Origin of the sequence: Actinoplanes sp. HUAS TT8, assembly GCF_051380535.1 — a bacterium.
Classification (GTDB): Bacteria; Actinomycetota; Actinomycetes; order Mycobacteriales; family Micromonosporaceae; genus Actinoplanes.
In genome coordinates this window covers 9,681,842-9,705,819 of record NZ_CP195646.1, presented here as the reverse complement: position 1 = coordinate 9,705,819, position 23,978 = coordinate 9,681,842, and the positions used below count along the sequence as shown (strand labels likewise).

23 protein-coding genes are annotated in these 23,978 nt (G+C 71.4%); 8 read left to right on the top strand and 15 right to left on the bottom strand.

Annotated features, from left to right (window positions below):
* Nucleotides 1-146: 146 nt before the first annotated feature.
* From ACSHV8_RS43205 to ACSHV8_RS43195, 3 genes are all read right to left on the bottom strand, one after another.
* Entirely contained in the window at nt 147-1,805 is a 1,659-nt protein-coding gene (locus ACSHV8_RS43205; RefSeq protein WP_436525801.1) for a fumarate hydratase, read from the bottom strand.
* A gap of 70 nt (nt 1,806-1,875) precedes the next feature.
* Nucleotides 1,876-3,150, bottom strand: a complete 1,275-nt coding sequence (locus tag ACSHV8_RS43200; protein ID WP_436525799.1) for an outer membrane protein assembly factor BamB family protein — start codon at nt 3,148-3,150, stop codon at nt 1,876-1,878.
* 62 nt (nt 3,151-3,212) lie between these two features.
* The gene (locus ACSHV8_RS43195; protein ID WP_436525797.1) at nt 3,213-3,698 is read right to left on the bottom strand and encodes an Lrp/AsnC family transcriptional regulator; all 486 of its coding nucleotides are present in this window, start codon (nt 3,696-3,698) and stop codon (nt 3,213-3,215) included.
* 89 nt (nt 3,699-3,787) lie between these two features.
* Between ACSHV8_RS43195 and hppD the strand changes: the two genes are divergently transcribed.
* Genes hppD through hisC form a run of 3 tightly spaced genes read left to right on the top strand, consistent with a single transcriptional unit; the run spans nt 3,788 to nt 7,130 of the window.
* A complete protein-coding gene (gene hppD, locus ACSHV8_RS43190) occupies nt 3,788-4,909 on the top strand; it encodes a 4-hydroxyphenylpyruvate dioxygenase (RefSeq protein WP_436525795.1) in 1,122 nt (373 codons plus the stop codon).
* A gap of 53 nt (nt 4,910-4,962) precedes the next feature.
* Nucleotides 4,963-6,057: an RDD family protein gene (locus tag ACSHV8_RS43185; RefSeq protein ID WP_436525793.1), complete on the top strand. Its 1,095-nt coding sequence runs from the start codon at nt 4,963-4,965 to the stop codon at nt 6,055-6,057.
* Complete coding sequence (gene hisC / locus ACSHV8_RS43180) at nt 6,054-7,130, top strand: histidinol-phosphate transaminase (protein WP_436525792.1); 1,077 nt, start codon at nt 6,054-6,056, stop codon at nt 7,128-7,130. Before ACSHV8_RS43185 ends, hisC begins: the two co-directional genes overlap by 4 nt.
* A 117-nt stretch (nt 7,131-7,247) precedes the next feature.
* On the opposite strand, the gene ACSHV8_RS43175 is transcribed toward hisC, so the two are convergent.
* The gene (locus tag ACSHV8_RS43175; protein WP_436525790.1) at nt 7,248-8,465 is read right to left on the bottom strand and encodes an MFS transporter; all 1,218 of its coding nucleotides are present in this window, start codon (nt 8,463-8,465) and stop codon (nt 7,248-7,250) included.
* Nucleotides 8,466-8,511: 46 nt separating this feature from the next.
* Between ACSHV8_RS43175 and ACSHV8_RS43170 the strand changes: the two genes are divergently transcribed.
* Complete coding sequence (locus ACSHV8_RS43170) at nt 8,512-9,783, top strand: ROK family protein (protein ID WP_436525788.1); 1,272 nt, start codon at nt 8,512-8,514, stop codon at nt 9,781-9,783.
* Nucleotides 9,784-9,789: 6 nt separating this feature from the next.
* Here ACSHV8_RS43170 and ACSHV8_RS43165 read toward each other — a convergent pair whose 3' ends face one another.
* The 8 genes from ACSHV8_RS43165 to ACSHV8_RS43130 all read right to left on the bottom strand — a co-directional run bounded on the left by ACSHV8_RS43165 (nt 9,790) and on the right by ACSHV8_RS43130 (nt 16,718).
* A complete protein-coding gene (locus ACSHV8_RS43165) occupies nt 9,790-10,908 on the bottom strand; it encodes an outer membrane protein assembly factor BamB family protein (protein ID WP_436525786.1) in 1,119 nt (372 codons plus the stop codon).
* A 66-nt stretch (nt 10,909-10,974) separates the two neighbouring features.
* The gene (locus tag ACSHV8_RS43160) at nt 10,975-11,826 is read right to left on the bottom strand and encodes a hypothetical protein (protein ID WP_436525784.1); all 852 of its coding nucleotides are present in this window, start codon (nt 11,824-11,826) and stop codon (nt 10,975-10,977) included.
* A gap of 45 nt (nt 11,827-11,871) precedes the next feature.
* Nucleotides 11,872-12,525, bottom strand: a complete 654-nt coding sequence (locus ACSHV8_RS43155) for a hypothetical protein (protein ID WP_436525782.1) — start codon at nt 12,523-12,525, stop codon at nt 11,872-11,874.
* A 188-nt stretch (nt 12,526-12,713) separates the two neighbouring features.
* Nucleotides 12,714-13,835, bottom strand: a complete 1,122-nt coding sequence (locus tag ACSHV8_RS43150; protein ID WP_436525780.1) for a tetratricopeptide repeat protein — start codon at nt 13,833-13,835, stop codon at nt 12,714-12,716.
* Between the two features lie 18 nt (nt 13,836-13,853).
* Nucleotides 13,854-14,240, bottom strand: a complete 387-nt coding sequence (locus ACSHV8_RS43145) for a PPOX class F420-dependent oxidoreductase (protein WP_436525778.1) — start codon at nt 14,238-14,240, stop codon at nt 13,854-13,856.
* Nucleotides 14,241-14,612: 372 nt separating this feature from the next.
* Nucleotides 14,613-15,092, bottom strand: a complete 480-nt coding sequence (ispF, locus tag ACSHV8_RS43140; RefSeq protein WP_436525776.1) for a 2-C-methyl-D-erythritol 2,4-cyclodiphosphate synthase — start codon at nt 15,090-15,092, stop codon at nt 14,613-14,615.
* A gap of 381 nt (nt 15,093-15,473) precedes the next feature.
* Complete coding sequence (gene ispD / locus ACSHV8_RS43135; protein WP_436537205.1) at nt 15,474-16,187, bottom strand: 2-C-methyl-D-erythritol 4-phosphate cytidylyltransferase; 714 nt, start codon at nt 16,185-16,187, stop codon at nt 15,474-15,476.
* 45 nt (nt 16,188-16,232) lie between these two features.
* The gene (locus ACSHV8_RS43130) at nt 16,233-16,718 is read right to left on the bottom strand and encodes a CarD family transcriptional regulator (protein ID WP_014447856.1); all 486 of its coding nucleotides are present in this window, start codon (nt 16,716-16,718) and stop codon (nt 16,233-16,235) included.
* A 334-nt stretch (nt 16,719-17,052) separates the two neighbouring features.
* Here ACSHV8_RS43130 and ACSHV8_RS43125 point away from each other — a divergent pair, with 334 nt between their 5' ends.
* Nucleotides 17,053-17,823, top strand: coding sequence for a hypothetical protein (locus tag ACSHV8_RS43125; protein WP_436525773.1), 771 nt, complete (start codon nt 17,053-17,055; stop codon nt 17,821-17,823).
* Nucleotides 17,824-18,025: 202 nt separating this feature from the next.
* Here the strand turns inward: ACSHV8_RS43125 and ACSHV8_RS43120 are convergent, their stop codons facing one another.
* The 3 genes from ACSHV8_RS43120 to ACSHV8_RS43110 all read right to left on the bottom strand — a co-directional run bounded on the left by ACSHV8_RS43120 (nt 18,026) and on the right by ACSHV8_RS43110 (nt 20,729).
* On the bottom strand, nt 18,026-18,478 hold the full coding sequence (locus ACSHV8_RS43120; RefSeq protein WP_436525771.1) for a DUF6023 family protein: 453 nt from the start codon (nt 18,476-18,478) through the stop codon (nt 18,026-18,028).
* A 407-nt stretch (nt 18,479-18,885) separates the two neighbouring features.
* Nucleotides 18,886-19,944: a type III polyketide synthase gene (locus ACSHV8_RS43115; RefSeq protein WP_436525769.1), complete on the bottom strand. Its 1,059-nt coding sequence runs from the start codon at nt 19,942-19,944 to the stop codon at nt 18,886-18,888.
* A 20-nt stretch (nt 19,945-19,964) separates the two neighbouring features.
* On the bottom strand, nt 19,965-20,729 hold the full coding sequence (locus ACSHV8_RS43110; protein ID WP_436525767.1) for a methyltransferase domain-containing protein: 765 nt from the start codon (nt 20,727-20,729) through the stop codon (nt 19,965-19,967).
* Nucleotides 20,730-20,865: 136 nt separating this feature from the next.
* Here ACSHV8_RS43110 and ACSHV8_RS43105 point away from each other — a divergent pair, with 136 nt between their 5' ends.
* The 3 genes from ACSHV8_RS43105 (at nt 20,866) to radA (ending at nt 23,930) form a co-directional block, all read left to right on the top strand.
* On the top strand, nt 20,866-21,693 hold the full coding sequence (locus tag ACSHV8_RS43105) for a UbiA family prenyltransferase (RefSeq protein ID WP_436525765.1): 828 nt from the start codon (nt 20,866-20,868) through the stop codon (nt 21,691-21,693).
* A gap of 94 nt (nt 21,694-21,787) precedes the next feature.
* Nucleotides 21,788-22,477, top strand: a complete 690-nt coding sequence (locus tag ACSHV8_RS43100) for a hypothetical protein (protein WP_436525763.1) — start codon at nt 21,788-21,790, stop codon at nt 22,475-22,477.
* 31 nt (nt 22,478-22,508) lie between these two features.
* Nucleotides 22,509-23,930, top strand: coding sequence for a DNA repair protein RadA (gene radA, locus ACSHV8_RS43095; protein ID WP_436525761.1), 1,422 nt, complete (start codon nt 22,509-22,511; stop codon nt 23,928-23,930).
* Nucleotides 23,931-23,978 lie beyond the last annotated feature (48 nt).

The following is a 23,978-nucleotide window of genomic DNA, read 5'->3' as shown; positions in this document are numbered from 1 at the left end:
AACCACAAAACCCCGTCAACAGGTTCTGGCGGCTCTCACGAGCCCCTCACACCCCTCGAAACACCCCGGAGAGCACGGACGGGTGCGAGCGGTGCCCGCCGTGACGGCGGGACCGCTCATGGCCGTACCAAATCGGGGGGTTGGTTTTAACGTGTGCCGATGGTCAGGACCGGTTTGGTGACCGCTTCGAAGAAGTCGTTGCCCTTGTCGTCGACGACGATGAACGCAGGGAAGTCCTCGACCTCGATCTTCCAGACCGCCTCCATGCCGAGCTCGGGGAACTCGAGCACCTCGACGTGGCGGATGCAGTCCTGCGCGAGGCGGGCCGCGGGGCCGCCGATCGAGCCGAGGTAGAAGCCGCCGTAGGCCTTGCAGGCGTTGGTGACCTGCTGCGACCGGTTGCCCTTGGCCAGCATGACCATCGAGCCGCCGGCGGCCTGGAACTTCTCCACGTAGGAGTCCATCCGCCCGGCCGTGGTCGGCCCGAACGAGCCGGACGCGTAGCCCTCGGGCGTCTTGGCCGGCCCGGCGTAGTAGACGGCGTGATCGCGCAGGTAGTCCGGCATCGGCTCACCGGCGTCGAGACGCTCGGCGATCTTGGCGTGCGCGATGTCCCGGGCGACGACGAGCGAGCCGGTGAGCGACAGCCGGGTCTTCACCGGGTACTTGCTGAGCTCGGCCCGGATCTCGGCCATCGGCCGGTTGAGGTCGATCTGGACGACCGGTTCCTCGTTGAGCTCGACGTCGGGCAGGAAGCGCGCCGGGTCGGTCTCCAGCCGCTCCAGCCACACACCGGACGGCGTGATCTTGGCGACCGCCTGCCGGTCGGCCGAGCAGGACACCGCGATCGCGACCGGGCAGGACGCGCCGTGCCGGGGCAGCCGGACGACCCGGACGTCATGGCAGAAGTACCGACCGCCGAACTGCGCACCGATCCCGAAGTCCCGGGTCAGTTCCAGCACCGCCGCCTCAAGTTCGAGATCGCGGAAGCCGTGGGCCAGCATCGAGCCGCCGGTGGGCAGATTGTCGAGGTACTTCGCACTGGCCAGCTTGGCCGTCTTCAGCGCGTGCTCGGCGCTGGTGCCGCCGATGACGATCGCCAGATGGTAGGGCGGGCAGGCCGACGTGCCGATCAGCCGCAGCTTCTCGTCCAGGAACTGCATCATCCGCTTAGGGTTGAGCAGCGCTTTCGTCTCCTGGTAGAGGAACGACTTGTTGGCCGAACCGCCACCCTTGGCCATGAACAGGAACTTGTACGCGTCCGGGTGCCCGTTCGGGTCCTCGGCGTAGAGCTCGATCTGGGCCGGCAGGTTCGTCCCGGTGTTCTTCTCGTCCCACATGGTGAGCGGCGCGAGCTGCGAATACCGCAGGTTGAGCCGGGTGTAGGCCTGGTAGACGCCGAGCGCGATGGCCGCCTCGTCGGCGCCGTCGGTGAGCACGTGCCGCCCACGCTTGCCCATCACGATCGCCGTGCCGGTGTCCTGACACATCGGGAGCACCCCGCCGGCCGCGATGTTCGCGTTACGCAGCAGGTCCAGGGCGACGAACCGGTCATTCGGCGACGCCTTGGGGTCATCGATGATCGCGCGCAGCTGCGTCAGGTGGGCCGGCCGCAGGTAGTGAGCGATGTCGTGCATCGCCTCGGCGGTGAGCTGAGTCAGCGCGGACGGCTCGACGGTCAGGAATCGGCGGCCGCCCGGCCCCTCCACGACGTCCACGCCCTCGTCCGTGACCAGGCGATACTCGGTCGAATCATCGCCGGTCGGCAAGAGCGGCGAGTAGGTGAAAGCGGCGCCTCTGCTCATGAGCGGCAAGCCTAGGCCAGCGGGGGCGGGGTATGCGAACCCGCACCCGGCATACGCGCCTGTCGGCGTGTCAGCTGTAGGGCAAATAGGCCATGTCGCGCCCGGAAACCAAGATCAAACCACCGGGAGCGGCGGTGAAGACCTTCGCATCAGTGCGCACATCGGCACGTACCGCCCCATTCGTCGGATTCAGTGCCGTCACCCGTCCGGACGAGACGACGATCACCGCGTACGGCGTGATCGCCGCGCCCGCCTTGGCCCGCGCCTGCCCCCACACCGCCTTGCCGCGGCTGAACGACCACCCGCGCAACGTGTCGCCGGTGCGGATCACCGCGTACCGGTCGTCGACGGCCAGCACCTCGGCGGTCTTGTCGCCGTACCAGAGGATGCGCCCGTCCGCCGCGTTGATCAGCTCCTGCCGCCCGTACGGATCCACGCCGAGCACCACGTCGTACCCACCGGCCGGGTCCCGGTCCTGCTTGCAGTCGCTCTCCGCGGTCCGCAGGTTGAGCCCGTCCCGCTTCCACACCGTCCGGTTGTTCGGCGGGCTGGTCGCCACCACACCGTAGTAGCAGGTCCCGTCCTTGGCCGTGCCGGTGACGGTGAGGACCCGGCCGCCGACCACCGCGATCCGCTGGTCGGCGCCGCTCTCGACGGTCTGGACCAGGTGGCCGTTGGCGGTGTCGATCACCCGGACCTTGCCGTTGTCGGGCAGCCCGAACAGGCCGGGCATCATGGCCGGGCCGGCCGCGTCGTCGTCCACGTCGCCGCTGCCGAGCCGGCGGGAGTCGGGCAGGTCCGGGTTGGCCGCGTGCAGCACGAAACCGATGCCGCCGGTGGCGACCGACCAGAGCTGCGAGCCGGCCCGCGGATCCCAGGCCGTGAGCCGGCAGTCGGAGCTGCTCGCGCAGTGCAGGTCGATGATCCCGTTCTGGTACGTCCAGACCGCACTGGCCTCGGTGTCGGCCCGCTTCACGGTCCCGGTCCGCGCGTCCAGCACCTGGTAGCCCTTGGTGAGCAGCCGTCCGGTGACCACCACGGCGTCGCTGCCCGACCCGGCGATCCGGGCCCAGTCCGCGTCCGAGCGCCACGTCTTGACGGCCGTGCTCAGGTTGTAGGCCTCGACGGACGTCCGGTACTCGACGACCACCGACTCGCCGACCACCGAGACGCTCTGCGGCGTGCCGGTGAGCCGCTGCTGCCAGCGGGTGCCGGGCGCGACCGGCCCGCTCGTGTTCACCCACTCCCACAGCTGCGGGAACGGGTTCCACACCCCGGTCGAGGCCAGCACGGTGACCGTGACGGCAGCGACCAGGGTGACGCCCTTCCACGTGCCCGAGGCCATGCGGGCACACTAATGACCTCGATCCACAAGCCCGGTCAGCGTAAAAAGTCCGTGTCGATGGCTTATATCCGAGTTGCCGCCTTGGCCAGCGGCACGGTCCGGTACGGAATCAGCTCGGCCAGCGCGATGATCGTGTGCGCCCGCCGGATGCCCTCGTAGCCGACGATCTTGTCGATCACGCGCTGCAGGTCGGCGTTCGAGCGGGCCACGATCCGGCACAGGATGTCCCCGCCGCCGGTGATCGTGTGCGCTTCGAGGACCTCGGGAATCTCGGCCAGGTGCCCGGCCACGGCGTCATGCCCGTACCGCTGGCTGATCTCCAGGGTCACGAAGCTCATCACCCCGAAGCCGATCGCCGACGGCGCGACCTCCGGCCCGAAGCCCTTGATCGCGCCGCGGGCGATCAGCTTGTCGAGCCGCGCCTGGACCGTCCCCCGGGCCACCGCGAGCCGGCGGGAGAGCTCCAGCACACCGATGCGCGGCTCGGCCGCGAGCATTTCGATCATGCGGGCGTCGAGCTCGTCGAGCTGGACACTCTGCTCGGTCATCCCGGGCGACTCCTCTACCGATTGCACACATTGACCAGCTGAAACTCGAACTATTGCCCACCGGTGTGACCTGGGTCAATCCTCGCCTCATGACCTCGCCAAACTCGGAAAACAACGACGTCTTCCCCGTGAAGGGCGTCGACCACCTCCGCTTCCTGGTCGGCAACGCCCGGCAGGCCGCCCACTTCTACTCCACCGCTTTCGGCATGCGATGCGTCGCCTACCGCGGCCCCGAGCAGGGCTTCCGCGACCACGCCGAGTACGTGATGGTCAGCGGCGGCGCCAAGTTCGTGCTGACCGGCATGGTCCACGCCGGCGCCCCCGGCGCCGAGCACGTGACCAGGCACGGCGACGGCATCTCGGACATCGCCATCGAGGTCCCGGACGTCGACGCCGCCTACCGCCACGCGACCTCGACCGGCGCCCGGGGCGTGACCGAGCCCCACGACCTCAAGGACGAGAACGGCACGGTCCGGATGGCGTCGATCGCCACCTACGGCGACACCGTCCACTCCCTGATCGACCGCTCCGGGTACGACGGCCCGTTCCTGCCCGGATTCGTGGCGCGGGAGCCGATCGTGGCCGTACGTCCGAAGCGGTTCTTCCAAGCCGTCGACCATGTCGTCGGCAACGTCGAGCTCGGGAAGATGGACGAGTGGGTCGAGTTCTACCGGCGGGTCATGGGCTTCACCAACATGGCCGAGTTCATCGGTGACGACATCGCCACCGACTACTCGGCGCTGATGTCCAAGGTCGTCGCCGACGGCACCCGCAAGGTCAAGTTCCCGCTCAACGAGCCGGCCATCTCGCAGCGCAAGTCGCAGATCGACGAGTACCTGGACTTCTACGGCGGCCCCGGCGCCCAGCACGTCGCGCTGGCCACCAACGACATCCTGACCACGGTCGACGCGATGCGCGGGGCGGGCGTGGAGTTCCTCAACACGCCGGACTCGTACTACGACGACCCGGAGCTGCGATCCCGGATCGGGCAGGTGCGGGTGCCGATCGAGGAGCTCAAGAAGCGCCGGATCCTGGTCGACCGGGACGAGGACGGATACCTGCTGCAGATCTTCACGGCCCCCGTGCAGGACCGGCCCACCGTATTCTTCGAGCTGATCGAGCGGCACGGCTCCCTCGGTTTCGGCAAGGGCAACTTCAAGGCGCTCTTCGAAGCCATCGAGCGGGAGCAGGAGCGGCGCGGCAACCTGTGACGCGATGACCTGCGCGCAGGGAACCGTCAGACACTCGTGGTAAAGGTTTGCGCATGAGTTCCCTTCCCGCGGGTTGGTACAACGACCCGGCCGACACCAGCACCCAGCGCTACTGGGACGGTGAGGGCTGGCTGGGCAAAGCCATCCCGGCTGACGCGGTCCCGCCGGACGGGCCGTTGATGGAGGCGGAGCCCCCGGCCGCGCCGCCGGTGACGGCGCCCGAGTCCGTTCCGGGTCCGCCGCCGGGCTGGGGCCCGCCGCCGGTCCAGCCGCCGGCGGGCTGGCACCAGCCGCCCGGCTGGCAGCAGCCCCCGCCCGGCTACCCGCAGCAGCCACCGGCCGGCTGGCAGCAGCCTCCGGCCGGGATCCAGCCCCCGCCGGCCGGGATCCAGCCCCCGCCGGCCGGGTTCCAACCCCCGCCGGCCGGTTTTCCGCCGCCCCACCCGGGCTGGCAGCAGCCGCCGCAGCCGCAGGCCTGGCACCAGCCCCCGCCCGGCTGGCAGCCGCCGCCCGGCGCCCAGCCCCCGCATGCGTACCTCTATCCGATGCCCCAGGCCCGCCCGCACGGCCTGCCCCTGGCCGGCCTGGGTCAGCGCCTGCTCGCCCGGCTGATCGACATCGCCGTCGTCCTGGTGCTCAACGTCGTGGTCAACGGCTGGTTCGCCTACCAGTGGTGGCAGGACTTCCACCCGATGCTGACGCACTACCTGGACCAGGTGCGGGCCGGCACCCAGCCGGACATGTTCCAGCCCACCGCCCGGATGGAAGTGCTCGAGATGGCGATCTTCCTGATCGCCACCCTGCTCTGGCTGGTCTACGAGGCGCCGGCCATCGCCGGCCGCGGGCAGACCCTGGGCAAGATGGTCGTCGGGATCAAGGTGGTGGGGCTGGACAGCACCGCCCCGATCGGGTTCCGGCGCGCGTTCGGCCGCTGGGCCCAGCTCGGCGTGTGGACACTGTTGTGGTGGTGCCTGATCGGGTTCGTGATCCAGCTCCTGGACGCGCTCTCCCCCACGTTCGACTCGCGCCTGCGGCAGGCCTGGCACGACAAGTCGGCGGCCACCGTCGTCGTCGCGGTCCCGCCCGGCGCGACCCAACCGACAGTCGAGGCCGCGCCGCGCGGCGAGAACCCAGGAGGACCCGAATGACCCGGCTCACCCGTGCCGACCTGGACGCGCTGCCCGCGTACGTGCCCGGGCGCAACGTCGCCGACCTGGCCCGCGAGCTCGGCATCGCCGAGGCGATCAAGCTGGCCAGCAACGAGGTGCCGTACGGGCCGCTGCCCGGCGTGGTCGAGGCGGTCACCGAGGCCGCCCGGGAGATGCACCGCTACCCGGACATGGGCGTGCTCAAGCTGCGGGACGCGCTGGCCGAGCGTTTCGGCGTGGCCGCCGACCGGGTGGTCACCGGCTGCGGCTCCGTCGCGCTGGCCGAGATCCTGGTCAAGGCCACCTGCATGCCGGGCGACGAGGTGCTCTACGCCTGGCGCTCCTTCGAGGCGTACCCGATCATCGCGGCCGGCGCCGGCGCCACGAGCGTCCGGGTGCCGAACACCGGCGACCACGGCCACGACCTCACGGCGATGGCCGCGGCGATCACCGACCGGACCCGCCTGATCTTCGTGTGCAACCCGAACAACCCGACCGGCACCGCGCTGCGCAAGCCGGAACTCGACCGGTTCCTCGCCTCGGTGCCGTCGGACGTGCTGGTGGTGCTCGACGAGGCGTACCGGGAGCTGGTCACCGATCCCACGGTGCCGGACGGCCTGGAGACCTACGGCGACCGCCCCAACATCGTCGTCCTGCGCACCATGAGCAAGGCCTGGGGCCTGGCCGGCATGCGGATGGGCTACCTGGTCGCCCAGCCCGAGGTCGCCGCCGCCCTGCGCAAGGTGCTCACCCCGTTCTCCACCAGCCTGGTCGCGCAGGCCGCGGCGCTGGCCGCCCTGGCCCAGGAGGAGGAGGTCGTGCGGCGCTGCGCCCTGGTCACGGCCGAGCGCGAGCGGGTCACCGAGGCCCTGCGCAAGCTCTCGGTCGACGTGCCGGACAGCCAGGCCAACTTCGTGTGGCTGCCGCTGGGCGACCGGTCGGCGGCGTTCGGCACGGCCTGCGAGAGCCGCGGCGTCATCGTCCGCCCGTTCCAGCCGGACGGCGTCCGCGTCACCATCGGCACCCCGGAGGAGAACGACGCCTTCCTGGCCGCCGCCGAGGCCGCGCTGTAATGCAAAACCTGGCCGGTCCGCGAATCCGCCGCGGGCCGGCCAGGTCTTTCCTTGCGGCCGAGGTCGACGTTAGCCGACCCGGCCTCACAATTCGTCCCCTACCAGGGGCATTGACCACTAATGGGTGGCCGCCGCGGCCGCCGTCCGATGATGGTCGTCAGCGCTGAGCCGGGCCGGGAACACCGACCGCGACGCCGCCACCAGAATCCCGGCGAGCACCGCGAACACGGCCGCGAGCAGCGGCAGAACCCCCAGCGCACCGGCCGTCACGAACCGTTCCCCGACGAACGCGCCGCCCCCGATGCCGATCTGGAACGCCACCACATACACCGCCGAGGCCGCGTCCTGAGCGGTCGGTGCCACCCGCATCGGCGCCGCCCCGAGGATGGCCGGGATGGCGGTGAACGCCCCACCCCACAGCAGCGTCGCCACGATCGTCGGAACGGTCCCGAGCACCGGCGCGAGCAGCACCACCGACACGGTCTGCGCGCCGAGCAGGATCAGCAGGGCCGGCCCGGGGTGCCGGTCGACGTACCGACCGGCCACGAAGTTGGTGAGCAGCCCGACCGCGCCGTACCCGAGCAGCAGCACGCTGAGCCCGGTCCCGTCCAGCCCGGCGTCCCGGCGCACCAGCGGCGCGATGTACGTGTAGGCCGCGAAGTGCCCGATCACCAGCACCGCCGTGACCGCGCAGAGCCGCGCCACCTTCGGGTCCCGCAGGATCCGGACCGCGTTGCGCAGCTGCTGCCCGGACCGGGTCGCCATGTCCCGCGGCAGCGGCGGCAGTTTCGGCAGCACGGTGAGCAGCAGCGCCACGCAGATCACCCCGCCGACCGCCATCAGCCCGACCGCGAACCGCCAGCCCAGCCACTGCCCGAGCGCGGTGCCCAGCGGCACGCCGAGCACGATCGCCATCGAGTTGCCCAGGAAGGTCATGGCGGTCGCCTTGCCGACCTGGTCCGGCGGGGCCAGCCGGGCGATGATCGGCCCGATCACCGACCAGAACACGCCGTGCGCGAGCGCGCAGATGAGCCGGGACAGCGCGAGCACGAGGAACGTGGGCGCGAAGGTGGCGGCCGCCTGGGAGACGGCGAAAATCGCTACCGTTGCGGCGATCAGGGTGTGCCGGGGGATTCGCATGGTGAGGGCGGTGAGCGGGATCGTGCTCAGCGCGGCGACCACGGCGTAACTGGTCAGCAGCAGGCCCACCTGGGCCTCGGTGACGTGCAGGCCGGCCGAGATCTGCGGCAGCAGACCGACCGGCAGGGTCTCGGCGGTGACGTAGAAGAAGGCGGATGCTCCGAGAACGACCAGCGCGGGGCGGTGGAAACTCACTCCCGCAGAATAAGCTCCGAGCAAGAGCATAAAAAGGGGAACGGATGTGACGACGCGCTCCACCGAACTTCTCCGGGTGGTCCACCGCAGCCCCGGCGTGACCCGCGCCGACGCCGCCCGGCTGCTCGGCATCGGCACCGGCGCCGCCACCGAGCTGGTCACCAAGCTGAGCCGCGCGGCGCTGCTGATCCAGGGCCCGGCCGCGCCGAGCGGCACCCGCGGCCGGCCGACCACCGTGCTGCTGCCGCATCCGGCCGGCCCGCTCGCGCTGGCCGTCGCGATCACCCACGAGACCTGGCGGGTCGAGGTCGTCGAGCTGGGCGGCACCAGCCCGGCATTCCTGGAGGGCCGGCACGCGGGCGCCGCCTGGGTCGAGGTCCACGCGGCGGTCCGGGCCGCCATCAAGGACATTCGCTTGAGGTACGGAGATCGCGTGCGCGCCGTCGGCGTCTCCGTCCCCGGCACGGTCGCCCGTGACCTGCGCCTGGACGCCGTCGGCCCCGGCTGGCACGACGTCGACCTGACCGCCCTGGCCCCGGACGCCGAAGTCTTCGTGGCCGGCAACGACGCCACCCTGGCGGCCACCGCCGAGTCCCGTCGCGGCGCCGCCGTCGACGCCGCGGTCGCCCTGCACCTGCGCATCGAGGCCGGCCTGGGCGGTGCCGTGGTCGAGGACGGCCGCCCGGTCATCGGCGCCCGCGGTGCGGCCGGCGAGTTCGGGCACATGCCGTTCGGCGACCCGTCGATCCGCTGCCCGTGCGGCGCCCGCGGCTGCTGGGGCATCGCCGTCGACGGCCACGAACTGGCCCGTCTCCTCGGCGATCCGACCCCGCTCGACACCCTGACCTACGCCCGCCGCGTCATCACCACCGCCGCGAGCCTCCTGGCCGGCATGCCCTCGGCCGGCCCCTCGGCCCCGCCGCCGGGCACTCCGACGACCCCGCCGCCCGGCGGGTCAAGCGCGTCGACCCCGCCGCCGGGCGAGTCGAGCGCGCCGACCCTGGCACCCGGTGGGTCAAGCCTGTCGGCCTCGGCGCAGCCGGTGATCGCGGCGGTCCGGGCCGTCGCCGCGAACCTCGGCCGGGGCATCGCCGGCCTGGTCAACGGCCTCGACGCGGACCTGGTCACGCTCGGCGGCCTCGGCACCGACCTACTGGCCACGGTGCCGGACGAGATCCACGCCGCCTACCGCGACGGCCTGATGTCGATCCACCGCGAGTCCCCGCCGCCGATCGTCCCGGCCGCGCTGGGCGACGCCGGCCCGATCGCCGGCGCCGCCGAGGAGGCCTGGTCGGCGCTCCTGCCTCGACTCGCGTGAAACGGCCTAAAGCGCCGTGAGCAGCACGGTGTCGGTCGAGTAGTAGTACAGCGGCGAGTCCGCGTCCTTCTCCCCGCCCTTGCGCAGACGCTCTATGGCCAGGTAGTGCTCGGAGACCTGCACGCGGCCGATGTCCCAGTCGTTGTCCTCGCGCCGGAACATCAGCCCGAACTGGTAGACCAGCTCACCGGTCGCGCTGTTCAGCACGACCAGCTTGCGCCGCGGCGTGACCAGCAGCACCCGCCCGGTCACGGTGCCGAGCACCTTGGCCGAACCGGTCCAGGTCCACAGCGTCTTGCCGTCCGGCCGGTACGCCGTCACGAGCCCACCACCGGGCGACACCACGACACCGTTGGCCACGGTCGACCCGGCCCGGTCGAGCGCAACCGCCCGGCTCGCCGCGGCCTTGGTGGTCATCCACCCCTGGTTCTTGGCGTCCCGGAGCCCGCCGCACCCGGAGCGACCCACGTCGCAGCCGAGCGGGACGAACGGGCCGGTCGGCCAGCCCGGCACGGGCTTACCGGTGTCGACGGCGAACGCGCCGGTGGCGCACACGTACGCCCCGCCCGACGTGGTGAAGCCGTCCACACACCCGGCCGGGAGGGTGGCCTGCCAGCGCTGAGCGCCGGTGCTCACGTCGTACGCAATCGCCTGTTTGTCGTCGGAGACGACGACCGTGCCGGCAGCGGTGAACAAGCCGGTGGGGCGCCAGACGGTCGTGGCTCCGGTGCGGTGGCCGTTGTAGTCGATCCCGTCCGGGCCCTGAGCCCGCCAGGCGATGTTCCCGGTGCGCCCGTCGAGCGCCACGACGGCGCCGTCGGTCCACCGGGTGACCACCGTCGTCTCCTGCGCGACGACGCCGCTGAGCTGCGCCGGCCAGCGCCGCAGCGACCACCGGGTGGTGTTGACCCCCCGGCTGTAGACCGGCTCGTCGGCCCGCACCTGATGTTTCGCGGCGTAAACCCGCATGCGGTCCTGGATGATCAAGGGCGCCACGTTGAGACGCGCAACCACACCGCGGTTGGAAACCACCAACGGCGGGTAGGGCGTCTTCGCGGTCGCCAACACTTCAGCGGGCTTGAGAATCCGCCAGCCGACCAGGACGGTCGCAAGCAGAAGAAGCACCGCCACTGAGGCTCGCAGCAGCACTCGTGTCACGGCGGAGAGTATTTCAGGTCCTGTCCAGGACGATCACTCGTACCCACCGTTGATCAATCCGAGCCGGACCAATTCGGTCAGCGGCTCGACCACATTCGCCGCACCGAACCCGGTGAAGAGCGGTCGAGCCGTGTCCCGATGCGCCCGAGCGGGCTCGACGAGCGGCACCGGATGGGTCGCGGCCAGCGCTTCTGCCACCTCGGCAACCTCGCCGCCATCCACCGCGGACAGCGTGGCGACAAGCACATTGAGGAAGCCGTGATGGGTGAAACCGGTCTCCGGGTCGGTGTGCCGGGTGGCGTGCCGCAGGCCCGCGGCCAGCTTGAACGGCAGCTCCCGGTCCCGGCAGGCGCAGATCACCGCGGCCAGCTCGACCGGGGTCGGGAAAAGCTCGGCGGCCAGACCACCGACCCGGAACTTGGGCGCGATCGGCAGGCCCTCCCGCCTGGCCTCGGCCAATGTGTCCAGAGCGCCGATCAATCCCCAGCTCAGCGGGACCTCGGCCCACACTTGAGTTCCGACGTGATCTTTCTCACGGGCCGCGAACGTCCGCAGCAGGGCCAGGCCAGGCTGCGGGTCCTCCCCGCGCCGGGCCACCGCGGCCTCGACGTGCCCGATCACCATGCCGGCGGCGCGCAGCTTGTCCACGGTCGCGGGCAGCGCACCGGCCGGGATGTCGCCGATCAGCGCCCCCTCCAGCCGCGGCACCGGCTCGGAGCCCACCACCGACGCCGGGACCAGCAGGGCGCCGATCAGATCCGCGTACCACGCCGAGGCGTGCTCGTGGAACTTTGCCTCGGCCTCGACCAGGCCGGTCGGGCTGGGCGGCAACAGGGACGCGTCATCGACGAGCCCGGCATACAGCGGAGGCACCATCGTCGACACCAACCGAACCTAACGGACCACGCGTGAGCCGGACAACAGTCCGGCTCACACCGCCCACACCGCCGTCTCGATGGTCAGGCTCGTGGGCAGCGGTTTCTCCGCCGGAAAGACCGGGATCCGGAAGGCGACGACATGCCGCGGGTCGGCTGTGCGACGCATGCAGTACGCCCGTCCGGCCTCCAACTCCATGTACTGCGATTGATACGTGACGCCGCTGGCCTCGGCACACGCCTCCGGACCGGCAAAAGGATCACCGGCCGCCCGGGCCACCACCGACCGCTTCTCCAACGGATCGGCGCTCCACACCCGCTCGTCGTCGCCCGCGCAGTTCTGCACGTCGTCGCCCCGGCCCGGGGACGAGCAGATCAACGACATGTCACCGGTCCAGGCATCCGGACCCGGGCGTGGCGGGTCGAGCAGCAGGATCGCCGTCTGCGGATACTTGTCGCCCTTGGGCAGCGACAGATCCAGCTTCTGTACGGCGGCACCCAGCGCGGCCTGCGGCGGCTTCGCGGCGGCGGCCCCCTCCTCCGGCTCGTGCGACCGGTAGAGCAGCACACCGGTCGCCGCCGCGGCCAGCGTCATGATCACCAGTCCGGCGACGAAGTAGGCGCGGCCCAGCGTCTCCGCCCGGAACAGCACGACGAGCACGACGGCCAGGGCCACGAGCGCGAGCGCGGCAATCAGAAGATCCGCCATGACGGCCAAAATACGGGGATCCGGGTCGATATGGCGGCTCGGGTCACGCTGATCTCAATTCACGATCAATTTTCGCGTACGGCGTGAGCGGCCGGCCCTCCGTACCCAAATTGTCTTTCGAACCTGCCCTTTTCCCGTGCCTCGGGGTCGGCAGTTGGGTCTCGCATCCGGCGCCGGCTCGCGGTCGGTCAGCGGCGCCGGATCAGGACCGTGAGTTCGGCCACAGCGGCCAGGACCATCCCGGCGATGAGCGTCGGCAGCCCGCCGACCACCGCATACGCCACCAGGAAGAGCGGCGCGGCGAAAGTCAGGTAGAGCGCGGCGGCCAGCACCCGATCCCCGGACCGCAGGCGGCCCAGCACCGCCCCGGCCGGCTCGTTGAGGCGGCTGCGGAACCAGAGCACCACCGCGGCAAAGACGAGAACACCGATCAGACCGGCCCAGACCCGCGAGATCCCCGAGCTGACAAGCGTCATCGCCGCGGTGACCACGGCCGCCACCAGGGTCCCGTTGGCCCCGTAGCGAACCGTCTCGTGCACCGCGTCCGCGGAATCCGACGAGACGTCCAGCACCGGTTTACGCGGCCGGCTGACCGCCGGCGGCTCGGACCAGTTCGGCTGCGCGGGCGTCGGCTTCGGCTGCTCGACCGGGAACCCGTCCGGATCGGTCACCGGAGCCCCGAGCGACGCCTCCTCGGCCAACTCCTCCAGCGCGCGAGCCCAGCGCCGCCGCTCCAACCGCACAATCCCGACATCCTGCCCGGCGTCACCGATCGCCGAATCAAGATCCAGAGCTTCGGCGTACGCCCGCTGGGCCAGATCGAAAAGTCGCAGCCGTGCCGCGACCACGGCCAGCACGAGATGCGCCTCGGCCTCGGCCGGCGCGACCCGCACACCGTTCCACGCGGCGTTCAGCGCCTCCTGGCCGTTCCGCGACTCGCTCAGCAGGGCGGCACCGGTGCGCTGCGCGTACGCATCCTCGGGCCACGCCCGCAAAATGTCCCCGGCGACCTGCGCGGCCTCCCCGAACCGCCGGCTGTCGGTCAACGCCATCGCCCGCACCACCAGCGCCGGCAGCGTCCCCGGCCCGGTCGCGGCAGCCCGCTCGGCCGCGGCCAGCGCCTCGGTCGGCTGATCGGCCACCAGGTGAATCCGGGCCAGCGTCGACAGCAGCGCGGACTCGTCCGGGGCACCACTCAGCCCCGCGGCGATCTCCTCCGCCGCCTCGTCATAACGGCCGAGGTCGGCGAGCAGCAGCGCACGCTGCCGGTGTTCCTCCGGCGTGGTGTCGGGCTCCATGGGCGCGGGCACAGTCGGAGCGTAGGCGGTCTACCTGTAGATGACATGGGTCGGGGTGAGCCGGCACACCACCCGTACCGTCTCGGGGTCGTCCCCGCCCCAGGGCTCGTTCGCATACTTGTAGCTGAGCATGCCGATCAGATCATCCCGATCGTCGCTGAGCGTAACCGTTCCCTCGACGGTGCAGTACGAAGACGGCTGCGCCGGGTCGTAGGCGCAGATCGACACCCGCGGGTCCCGCTCCATGTTCCGCGCCTTCTGCCGCCCCCGAACCGTCGAGAACAAAACGTCGTCCCCGTCCCGCTTCACCCAGATGACCGTCGACTGCGGCGTGCCGTCCGCGTTGAGCGTGCTGAGCACCGCATAGGTGGGATTGTCGATCAGTCGACGAGCAGCAGCAGGCAGCACGACAGTCATGATCGTCATCATGCCCGAGATCAGGCACGCCCCTCCCGTGACAGTCCCCACCCGCAGCCCGCCCGCCCCCTCCCACCCCACCCAGCACCCCGCCACACCCCACCGCCACTCAGGCGCCCGCCACTCAGCCGCCCGCCACTCAGCGCCACTCCGCCACGCTCACCCAGCCAGCACGCCGCCACGCCGGGGTCGACCCGCCTCGCCCAGCACGCCAGGCTGGCCCGCCTCGCCCAATAGTGAAAGGCAAGGCGAGGGAGTGGGCCTCCGACGCCAGGCGTGGAAGCAACGACACAGGCGCACGAGGAGCGGGGCGCACAAGCCGCAAAGGCAGGGCCGACGCTGCTAAGGACCGAGGTGAGTGCAGGCGCGAGGCTAGGACATCTCGCTGTAGACCATGGCGACCGCGACCCCGGCCAAGCCCTCGCCCCGGCCGGTGAGCCCGAGCCCGTCAGTGGTCGTCCCGGAGACGGTGACCGGCGCCCCGATCGCCGCGGAGAGAATCTTTTCCGCCTCGGCGCGGCGCTTCCCGATCTTCGGGCGGTTTCCGATCACCTGCACCGAGACGTTGCCGATCGCGTACCCGGCGGCTCGCACCAGCCGCGCTGACTCCGACAGAAGTGTGACGCCGGCCGCGCCGGCCCACTCCGGGCGGCTCGTACCGAAGTTGCTGCCCAGATCACCGAGCCCGGCCGCCGAGAGGAGCGCGTCGCAGGCTGCGTGCGCCGCGACGTCCGCGTCCGAGTGCCCGGCCAGCCCCGGCTCGTCGGGCCACTCCAGCCCGGCCACCCAGCAGGCCCGATCAGCGTCGAATGCGTGCACGTCCGTGCCGATGCCCACCCGCGGAATGATCACCCGATCACCCTAACCATCCACCCCCTCGCCACCCGGCCCGAGCCCGAAGCTCCCGCCGCCGCCCGACCCAAGCCCGCAGCTCCCGCCGAGCCCCACCGCCACCCGGCCGAGCCCGAGCTCCCGTGAGCATCGTCGCCACCCCGGGCCCGAGCGCTGAGCTCCGTCGCCACCCGACCGAGCCGAAGCTCCTGCTGAGCCCCGTTGTCACCCGGCCGAGCCCGGAGCTCCCGCTGAGCTCCGTCGCCAGCCATGATGCCGAAAACCCGAAGATCACGCGGAAGCCCTGTGGACAACGCCTCGGTGTGGAAAACCCGGACCCCGTCGCCGAGCGCCGCAGATCTCCCCGCGCCGAGCCCAGGCAGCCTCTGACCAGGAGCAGCGTCAGGTTGCGGGTGCCTCGGGGTCGGGCATGGCCAGCAGATGGGTGGCCAGCGCGAGATCAATCGGTCGCGTGATCTTCAGGGCCAGGTCCGAGCCCGGAACGCACCGAACCGCGATCCCGAGCTTCTCGACCGCACCGGCGTCGTCGGTGTGGGAGTCCGCCGCGGCCTCGTGAGCGGCCCGCAGCACGGTGGCGCGGAAACCTTGAGGGGTCTGGACCGCCCGCAGCACCGAACGGTCGACCGTGCCGAGCACTGTCTCGTCGGCCGAGACTTCCTTGATCGTGTCCACCACCGGAAGAACCGGGATAACCGCGTCGGCGCCGGATCGGACCGCGGCGGCCACACGCTCAGTCACCGAGGGTGGGGTAAGACAGCGGGCCGCGTCGTGCACCAGCACGATCGGAACCTCGTCAGGAACGACCGCGAGCGCCGCGGCCACCGATTCCTGCCGCTCGGCGCCGCCGGCCACGACGGTGACCGGGGCCACCGGAGCGAGCAATGCCTCGACCGCTTCGACGTCGGCGCGGGGCGCGGCGACGACGATCATCCGGACCGAGGGCGCCGCCGCGAGCCGGCGCACCGCATGCACCAATAGCGGCTCGCCCTCGAGCAGGCGCAGCGCCTTGGGCGCGCCCGGGCCGAGCCGCAGGCCCGCACCGGCAGCGGGAACGACGACCGCGACGTCACCGCGAGCATTGAGCTGCGCGGTCACGTCGCGGTCGGCGTTCACGGTGCTGTGAGGGATGCGTCGGTTGGATCAGGCCTCGGTGAGGACCTTGTCGAGCAGAACCTCAGCCTCGTCCTTGGTGCTCTTCTCAGCGAGGGCCACCTCGCCGACCAGGATGTCGCGGGCCTTCGCGAGCATGCGCTTCTCGCCCGCCGAGAGACCACGCTCCCGCTCGCGACGCCACAGGTCACGAACAACCTCGGCAACCTTGAGCGGGTTACCGGAGGCGAGCTTCTCCAGGTTGGCCTTGTAGCGCCGCGACCAGTTGGTCGGCTCCTCGGTGTGCGGAGCGCGGAGGACGTCGAAGACCTTACCCAGGCCTTCCTCGCCAACCACTTCGCGCACGCCGACTTCCTCGGCGTTCTCAGCGGGCACCCGAACAGTCAGATCGCCCTGGGCGACACGCAGAACGAGATACTGCCTTTCAACGCCCTTGATGACCCTAGTCTCGATTGCCTCGATGAGTGCGGCCCCGTGGTGGGGGTAAACAACGGTCTCGCCGACACTGAAAACCATAGGTTCGAAACCCCTTTCGCTGTGTCTAGGGTAACACGCTCAGGCGACGCTGTCTTGCCCAGGCGGTCACTGTTAGTGCAGCTCAGGGGGCCTGTGACGGGGCTTTCTACCGCTTGACAGCAAGGCGGGAAGCTGCCTAAGTAACTCAAAGTGACTGAGACGTCACCGCTCTTGGCGATGAGTCGGAAATTCCGGACCTGATGGCTTTGCCAGATCAAGCGTATCGCTGAGGTCCGCGCCGCCCCAGCACTGGCGATGCGGCGTAGCGTGCGAGACGCTGGACGGAAGTTCCCCGACCGAAGCAAGATCTGGTCGGCCAGGGGGGAGGTGGATCATGGCAGGCGCGAGCGACAACGGCGGCTGGCCGCCTGACGGCGGTTCCTCTGATGAACTGCCCGACCTCCCTGAGGAGTGGGGCGTCATCGTCATCCCGGACGATCTGTCCGAGCTGTCCGACGAGGTCGAGGCCGTGCGGGCGGAGCTGCACCTGGCCCCGCCGCCGAACGGCTGGCAGCGTTTCCTGCGCCGCCCGGCGATGCGCCGGCTGCGCAAGGTGGGCACGTTGATGCTGCGTGCGCCGGTCCTGATCATTTCGATGGCCGTGCTCGTCACAGTGGCCAGCCTGTTCGCCTCGGCGTGGCCCGGACCCGCCCGGCAGCCGGCGACGCAGCGCACCTCCGGCACCCCGGCGCCGGTCACGACACTGCCGGCGCTCGAGCTGATCGGCGACGACGGACGGGCCGTGCCGGTCAACGGACAGTTGCCGGTCGTCATCCTGCTCACCGACGGTTGCGACTGCGACGCGCTGATCACGGAGACGATCGCCGCGGTGAAACCGGACATCGCGGTCCTCGCCGTGTCGCGGACCACGCCGTCGACCGTCGCCTCGCACAGCCGGCTCTCCACGGCGCAGACCCCGCGGGCGGATGGTAAGAATGTGCGCTACCTGCGTGATCCGACCGGTAGCCTGCGCGAGCAACTGGGCCTGACCACCCAGGACGGCACGGCGGCGGCGATCCTGGTGACCAACACCGGCGACATCCTCCGCAAGATCCCGCACGTCGTCTCGGTCAAGACCCTCCAGCCCGACCTCGAACGCCTCTGACCAGCCAAGCCCAGCTCCGAGCCGCGGCCAAGTCGAACCCGCCGGACAAGCAGCAAAGCCGGGCCGGGACCGGCCGACAAACGGCGAAGCCCAGCCGAGACCGGCCGGACAAGCCACGACGTGGGTGGCGCTGGAAGCCGAAGGCGCTCCTCACCCCGGGGCGAGGAACGGGAGGACCGCTGACGGCTCAGGCGCCGGGTGGTCAGTTGGAGACGGTGCGCTGCAGGGTGTAGCGGAAGACGACCGGGCCGTGCTCGTCGGCGGCGACCCGCAGACGTAACTGGCTGCCGATTCCCACGCTGAACACCTCCGGCGTACGAGTGCCCGAGCACGGCAGCCCACGACCCGACTCGTCGTCGCCGAAGCTGACCCGGATGCGGCTCCCGTCCGGCCCGGCGCACACCACCGCCACCTGGAACGCGCCCCCGTCCAGGTCGGCGCCCTTCTCGTAGTCGCCCGAGGCGGGCACCACCACGGTGTCGGTCATCTCCTGCTCACCGGTCTCCGGCAGAAGCTGCTCGGCGGTGAGTCGCCACGCCAGCAGGCGCGGGTCCGAGTCGTCCCGTGGTGCCGCCCGCCACCACCAGGTCACGCCCGCCACCAGAACCAGCAGGGCCAGACCATGCAGGATCGCCCCACGTCCTCGATCACTCACGCCGCAGCCGTTCCGCTCACGCTGCGACTGTAGAGAATCACGCTACGACCGCACAGAAATCACGCCCCGAGCGCACAGAATCCCGCCACGCCCGGCCGGGATCACGCCGCGCAGGGAGGAGAGCCGCGCAGGGAGGCGAGCCGCGCCCTGGCTGGCGGGGATCACACCGCACGCGGGGCAGCCCTCGCCGCGCACGATGCGAGCCACGCACGGACGCGAGCCACGCACGGACGCGAGCCACGCACGGACGCGAGCCACGCACGGACGCGAGCCACGCACGGACGCGAGCCACGCACGGACGCGAGCCACGCACGGACGCGAGCCACGCGCGGGATGGCGGGGACCGCTGCGCACGCCGGGCGAGTCGCGGCGCGACTGGTCAGGGGCACGCCGGGAGCGGGGAGCGATCACGCTGCGGCCGGGGAGGACTCGAGGAGCGTGCCGTAGAGGGTCAGCCCCGGCCCGAACGCGAGCATCACCACCCGCCGCGGCGGTCGCGCCTCCCGACGCAGAGCGTCGAGGGCGAGGAGCACGGTCGGTGAGGAACAATTTCCGTACGCCGAAAGCACCCCCCGCGACGGCGCCAGCGCCTGATCGTCGAGCCCCAGCCGTTCCTGCACCACGTCCAGGATTTTCGGCCCGCCCGGGTGCACGGCCCACCCGTCGACCTCCCCGATCGTCAGCCCGTTGCGCCCGAGCAGGTCTTCGACCAGGGCCCGGACGTGTACGGACAGCACCGACGGCACCTCCGGGGACAGCCCCATCCGGAACCCGAGGTCGGTGACTTCCCAGGTCATGTGCCCGGCCGTGGTGCTGTCGGTGACCGCGGCGACCTCGCGCACGACATATCCCGGCCGGCCTGACGTTTCCGGCGTGAGCACCACGGCGGCTGCCGCGTCGGAGAAGAGCGCGTGCGACACGATCTGCTGGACGTCGGGCGGGCCGGTGTCCGCCGGCTGCATGTGCAGGCTGGTCAGTTCGGCGCAGAGCAGCAGCGCGGGCCGTCCGCGGGCCACCACGAAGTCACTTGCCGTGCCGAGCCCCGGCAACGCCGCGTAACAGCCCATGTGCCCGACGAAGAGGCGTTGCACGTTCGGTGACATGTCCAGATCGCGGGCGAGGAGGATGTCGAGCCCGGGCGTGGCGTACCCGGTGCAGGAGCAGACCGCGAAGAGCCCCAGCTCGGACGCGGCCAGCCCGGCGTCGGCGAGCGCCCGGGCGACTGCGGCGCCGCCCAGCGGGACCGCCTCCTCCTGGTAGCGCCGCATGCGGCGCTCGGTGGACCAGCCCGACACGTCCTCCTTCAGCGGGCTCACCGCGGCCTGCCGGGTCACCACCCCGGAGTTGGCGAAGATCCGCCGGGCCAGACCGCGCCGGCCGCCCGCGTAGTGCTGGGCGAAGAAGCCGTCCCAGAGTTCGTCCTGCACCGCGGAGGGCGGCAGGGCCACGCCCAGTCCGCTGATCACTGCCCCCGCCCCGCTCACCCCTACCGCCGCGCGTCCGCGGCCGGCGTGGCGGCGAGCACCGCGGACGGGATCTCGGTCTTGCGCCCGGCGCCCTGATAGAGGACGGCGGTGGAGAACGTCGGGACCACGTGACCGAGCGGTCGCCCGTCCGGCACCCGTCGCAGCGCCAGCCACCGCACCAGCCCGGGCAGGCTGGGCCGGACCCCGCGGACGGCCAGCCGGACGCCGTGCCGGGCGAACTCGGCCCGAAGCCGAGCCGGTGGCACGAACAGCGCCGGGTCGTGCAGGCCGACCGGCGCCACCCCGAACCGCTCGCCCAGGGTCACCGTGATGAGCCGGCTCAACGCGGTGTCGTTCACCGTGTCCAGCACCACCGTCCCGCCCGGCCGCAGCACCCGGCACAGCTCGGCGACGGTGCCGCTCAGGTCGGTGACGTGCTCCAGGATCTCGCCGGCGACCACCACGTCGACCGACTCGCCGGCCAGCGGCAGCGCGGCGACGTCCCCGGCGACCGGGGCGACACCCCGCTCGGCGGCCTGGGTCAGCCCGGAGGCGCGCAGGTCGACGCCGAGGTGCCGATAGCCCATCCCGATCACGTGGGGCGCGAGCAGGCCGCCACCGCACCCGGCGTCGAGCAGCACCCGGCCCGGGCCGGCGGGTCGCGGGATCAGCTCGGCGCGGGCGGCGGCCAGCCAGTGCAGCAGCTCGAACCCGCCGCCGGGCCGCCACCACTCGCCGGCCAGGTCGTCGTACTGGCACGGATCGTTACGCCGGATCGACAGCATGTGATCGAGCCTGGCACGGTTGCGCCCCGGCCACCACCGGAGCGGATCAGCCTGTGGAAAACCCGCCCCTGTGGACAACCCTCGTCCCACCGTCCTCATCTGGCAGCGTGGCCTCGTGCACCGCAGACTGCTTGGCATGTCCCGTGCGGTGGCGCTGCTGCGTTCGTCCCATCCGGAGCCGGGCGCGGCCGTCACCGTGGTGATGACCCTGCTCGCGTTCGGCGCCGGTCATCGCGGGTGGCGGCTGTTCGGCGTCTTCCTCGCGGTCGGGGCGAGTCAGCTCGCCGTCGGCTGGGTCAACGACTGGCTCGACGCCGACCGGGACCGGCAGACCGGCCGGCCGGACAAACCGATCGCCAGTGGCGCGGTCTCCCGCCGTACCGTGGGGGTCTCGGGGTTGATCGCGGCCCTGGCCGCGCCTGTCGTGGCAGTTCCGCTGGGCGCGCCGGCGAGCGCGACCATCGGCGTGGCCACGGCTTTCGGGTTGCTCTACGACTGGCCGCTGAAGTCGACGGCGTTCTCCGTGGTGCCCTATCTGGTGGCGTTCGGGCTGCTGCCGGCGTTCGTCGTGACGGCCCTTCCGGATCATCCGGTGCCGCCGTTGTGGCTGGTCACGGCCGCGGCGTTGCTCGGCGCGGGCGCGCATTTCGCGAATGTGCTGCCCGATCTCGACGACGACGCGGCGACCGGGGTGCGCGGGCTGCCGCATCGGATCGGCGCCGCGGGCTCCCGGCTGGCCGCGGCCGTGCTCCTGCTGGGCGCGACGGTCACGCTGGTCCTCGGACCTCCGGGAGCGCCGTCGTGGTCCGGCTGGCTGGCCGGCGCGGCCGCCGTCGTGGTCCTTCCGATGGGGATGTACGGAGCGAGCCGCGCCCGTGGCCGCCCGGTCGCGCTGTTCCGGGCGGTGATCGTCGTCGCCCTGATCGACGTCCTCTTGCTGATCTTCAGTGGGCCGGTGGTGTGATCCACTCCGGCCGGATGGATGGGTCGGCGCACGCGGCCGTTTGCCGCCCACTAGGCTGATCTCACACCTTGGTGTCGCTATTTGGAGGATCGTGATGCGCTCGCTGGGAACCCGTCGCGCCGCCCTGGTCGCGGGTGTCGCCACCGTCGGTGTCATCGCGCTGGCCGGTTGTTCGGCCGGTCAGGTTGCCGAGACCGCGATGCTGGACACGCCGATCGCCGGTGTCAACGCCAACGCGCCGGACGGCAGCGTGTTCGTGCGTAACGCCCAGGTGGCCTACGACGGGATCGAGGGCTACAAGCAGGGCGAGAACGCTCCGCTCGAGCTGAGCCTGTTCAACCAGTCGGAGAAGGACGTCACGGTCACGATCTCCAGCACGCCGGTGAAGCAGCCGCAGGTCATCTCCGCGACCAAGGTCGGCTTCGTCTCGGCGCCGGCGCCGGTCACCGAGACCTCGCCGAGCACTCCCGCCTCGGCCGACCCGTCGGGCTCCAGCAGCCCCTCGACCCCGGCCTCGGCGGAGCCCACCACCGCGCCGACCCCGACGGTCACCACGGCGGAGATCACCATCAAGGCGCTCGGCTCGGCCGTCTTCAAGCCGACCGACGCGAAGAAGCTTCAGCTCGTCGGCCTCAGTGAGGCCCTGCAGCCGGGCGAGCGGGTGAACCTGGTGTTCCACTTCAGCACCGGTGGCGACGACCTGACCATTCAGGCGCCGGTCGCGATCCCGCTGACCCCGGCTTCCCGGGCCCCCGGTCTGGACCACGAGAACACCGAAGAATGACGTTGTCGTACCCGGCGGCTAACTTGGCCGGGTGACGACCTCTCGGACGAGTTCCAAGGCGGCCCGGCCGGCCTACGTGTGTGACGCGTGTGGCCACCAGCCGCCGAAATGGCTGGGCCGGTGCCCGGAGTGCGGTGAGTGGGGCTCGGTCATCGAGTCGACGGTCACCGTCGGGGTCTCCGGCAAGGTGGTCAGTTCGCGCATGCCGGCCGAGCCGGCCCGCCCGATCTCGCAGATCAGTGCCGCGCCCGCGCGGGCCGTGGCGACCGGGGTCGGCGAGCTCGACCGGGTGCTCGGCGGTGGCCTGGTGCCCGGCGCGGTGGTGCTGCTGGCCGGCGAGCCCGGTGTGGGCAAGTCCACCCTGCTGCTCGACGTGGCCCAGCAGTGGGCCAGCAATGCCGGCACGCCGTCGCTGGTGGTCAGCGGTGAGGAGTCGGTGAGCCAGGTCCGTCTGCGGGCCGAGCGGCTCGGCGCCCTGCACGAGCGTCTTTTCCTGGCCGCCGAGAACGATTTGGGTACGGTCATCGGCCATCTGGACGCGGTCAAGCCCGGTCTCCTGGTCCTCGACTCGGTGCAGACCGTCTCGGCCCCCGGCACCGAGGGCGTGCCCGGTGGCGTCACCCAGGTCCGCGCGGTCACCGCGGCGCTGGTCTCGATCGCCAAGGAGCGCGGCATCGCCACCGTCCTGGTCGGTCACGTCACCAAGGACGGTCAGGTCGCCGGCCCCCGGGTCCTGGAGCACCTGGTCGACGTCGTGCTGCACTTCGAGGGCGACAAGCACTCGTCGTTGCGTCTGGTGCGCGGGGTGAAGAATCGGTTCGGTGCGGCCGACGAGGTGGGCTGTTTCGAGATGCACGAGGGCGGCATCACCAGCCTGCCCGACCCGTCCGGGCTGTTCCTGACCCGCTATCAGGAGCCGGTGCCGGGCACCTGTGTGACGGTCGCCATGGAGGGCCGGCGGGCGCTGGTCACCGAAGTGCAGGCGCTGATCGGGGCCGAGGTGCAGGGTTCGCCGCGGCGGACGGTGTCCGGCCTCGACAGCGCTCGGCTCGCCATGGTGCTGGCGGTGCTGGAGCGCCGCACCAAACAGTTGAAGCTCTACAACCGTGAGGTGTTCGCGGCCACGGTCGGCGGGATCCGCCTGATCGAGCCGTCGGCCGACCTGGCCATGGCGCTCGCGGTCGCGTCCGGCGGGCTGGATCTGGCGATGGCGCCGACCCTGGTGGCGATCGGTGAGGTCGGCCTGACCGGGGAGATCCGCCGGGTCAGCGCGGTCGGCCGGCGGTTGGCCGAGGCGGCCCGGCTCGGCTTCCGGGTGGCCCTGGTCCCGCCGGGCAGCACGACCAGCGGCGAGGGTGTGGCGCCCAAGGGCATGGAGGTGATCGAGGTCGGCGACCTGCGATCAGCGCTGCAGAGCGCCGCGCGCGCTTCGGCCGAGCACAACAAAGGGTGACCCAGAGTGACGAATCATCACGCTACGGAGCATTCATCGAACCATGCC

Bases quoted from the DNA above. Each gene is read 5' to 3' on its own strand.
- ACSHV8_RS43205 (WP_436525801.1), bottom strand. From the start codon at position 1,805: ATGAGCAGAGGCGCCGCTTTCACCTACTCGCCGCTCTTGCCGACCGGC.
- ACSHV8_RS43200 (WP_436525799.1), bottom strand. From the start codon at position 3,150: ATGGCCTCGGGCACGTGGAAGGGCGTCACCCTGGTCGCTGCCGTCACG.
- ACSHV8_RS43195 (WP_436525797.1), bottom strand. From the start codon at position 3,698: ATGACCGAGCAGAGTGTCCAGCTCGACGAGCTCGACGCCCGCATGATC.
- hppD (WP_436525795.1), top strand. From the start codon at position 3,788: ATGACCTCGCCAAACTCGGAAAACAACGACGTCTTCCCCGTGAAGGGC.
- ACSHV8_RS43185 (WP_436525793.1), top strand. From the start codon at position 4,963: ATGAGTTCCCTTCCCGCGGGTTGGTACAACGACCCGGCCGACACCAGC.
- hisC (WP_436525792.1), top strand. From the start codon at position 6,054: ATGACCCGGCTCACCCGTGCCGACCTGGACGCGCTGCCCGCGTACGTG.
- ACSHV8_RS43155 (WP_436525782.1), bottom strand. From the start codon at position 12,525: ATGGCGGATCTTCTGATTGCCGCGCTCGCGCTCGTGGCCCTGGCCGTC.
- ACSHV8_RS43145 (WP_436525778.1), bottom strand. From the start codon at position 14,240: ATGACTGTCGTGCTGCCTGCTGCTGCTCGTCGACTGATCGACAATCCC.
- ACSHV8_RS43130 (WP_014447856.1), bottom strand. From the start codon at position 16,718: ATGGTTTTCAGTGTCGGCGAGACCGTTGTTTACCCCCACCACGGGGCC.
- ACSHV8_RS43125 (WP_436525773.1), top strand. From the start codon at position 17,053: ATGGCAGGCGCGAGCGACAACGGCGGCTGGCCGCCTGACGGCGGTTCC.
- ACSHV8_RS43110 (WP_436525767.1), bottom strand. From the start codon at position 20,729: ATGCTGTCGATCCGGCGTAACGATCCGTGCCAGTACGACGACCTGGCC.
- ACSHV8_RS43105 (WP_436525765.1), top strand. From the start codon at position 20,866: ATGTCCCGTGCGGTGGCGCTGCTGCGTTCGTCCCATCCGGAGCCGGGC.
- ACSHV8_RS43100 (WP_436525763.1), top strand. From the start codon at position 21,788: ATGCGCTCGCTGGGAACCCGTCGCGCCGCCCTGGTCGCGGGTGTCGCC.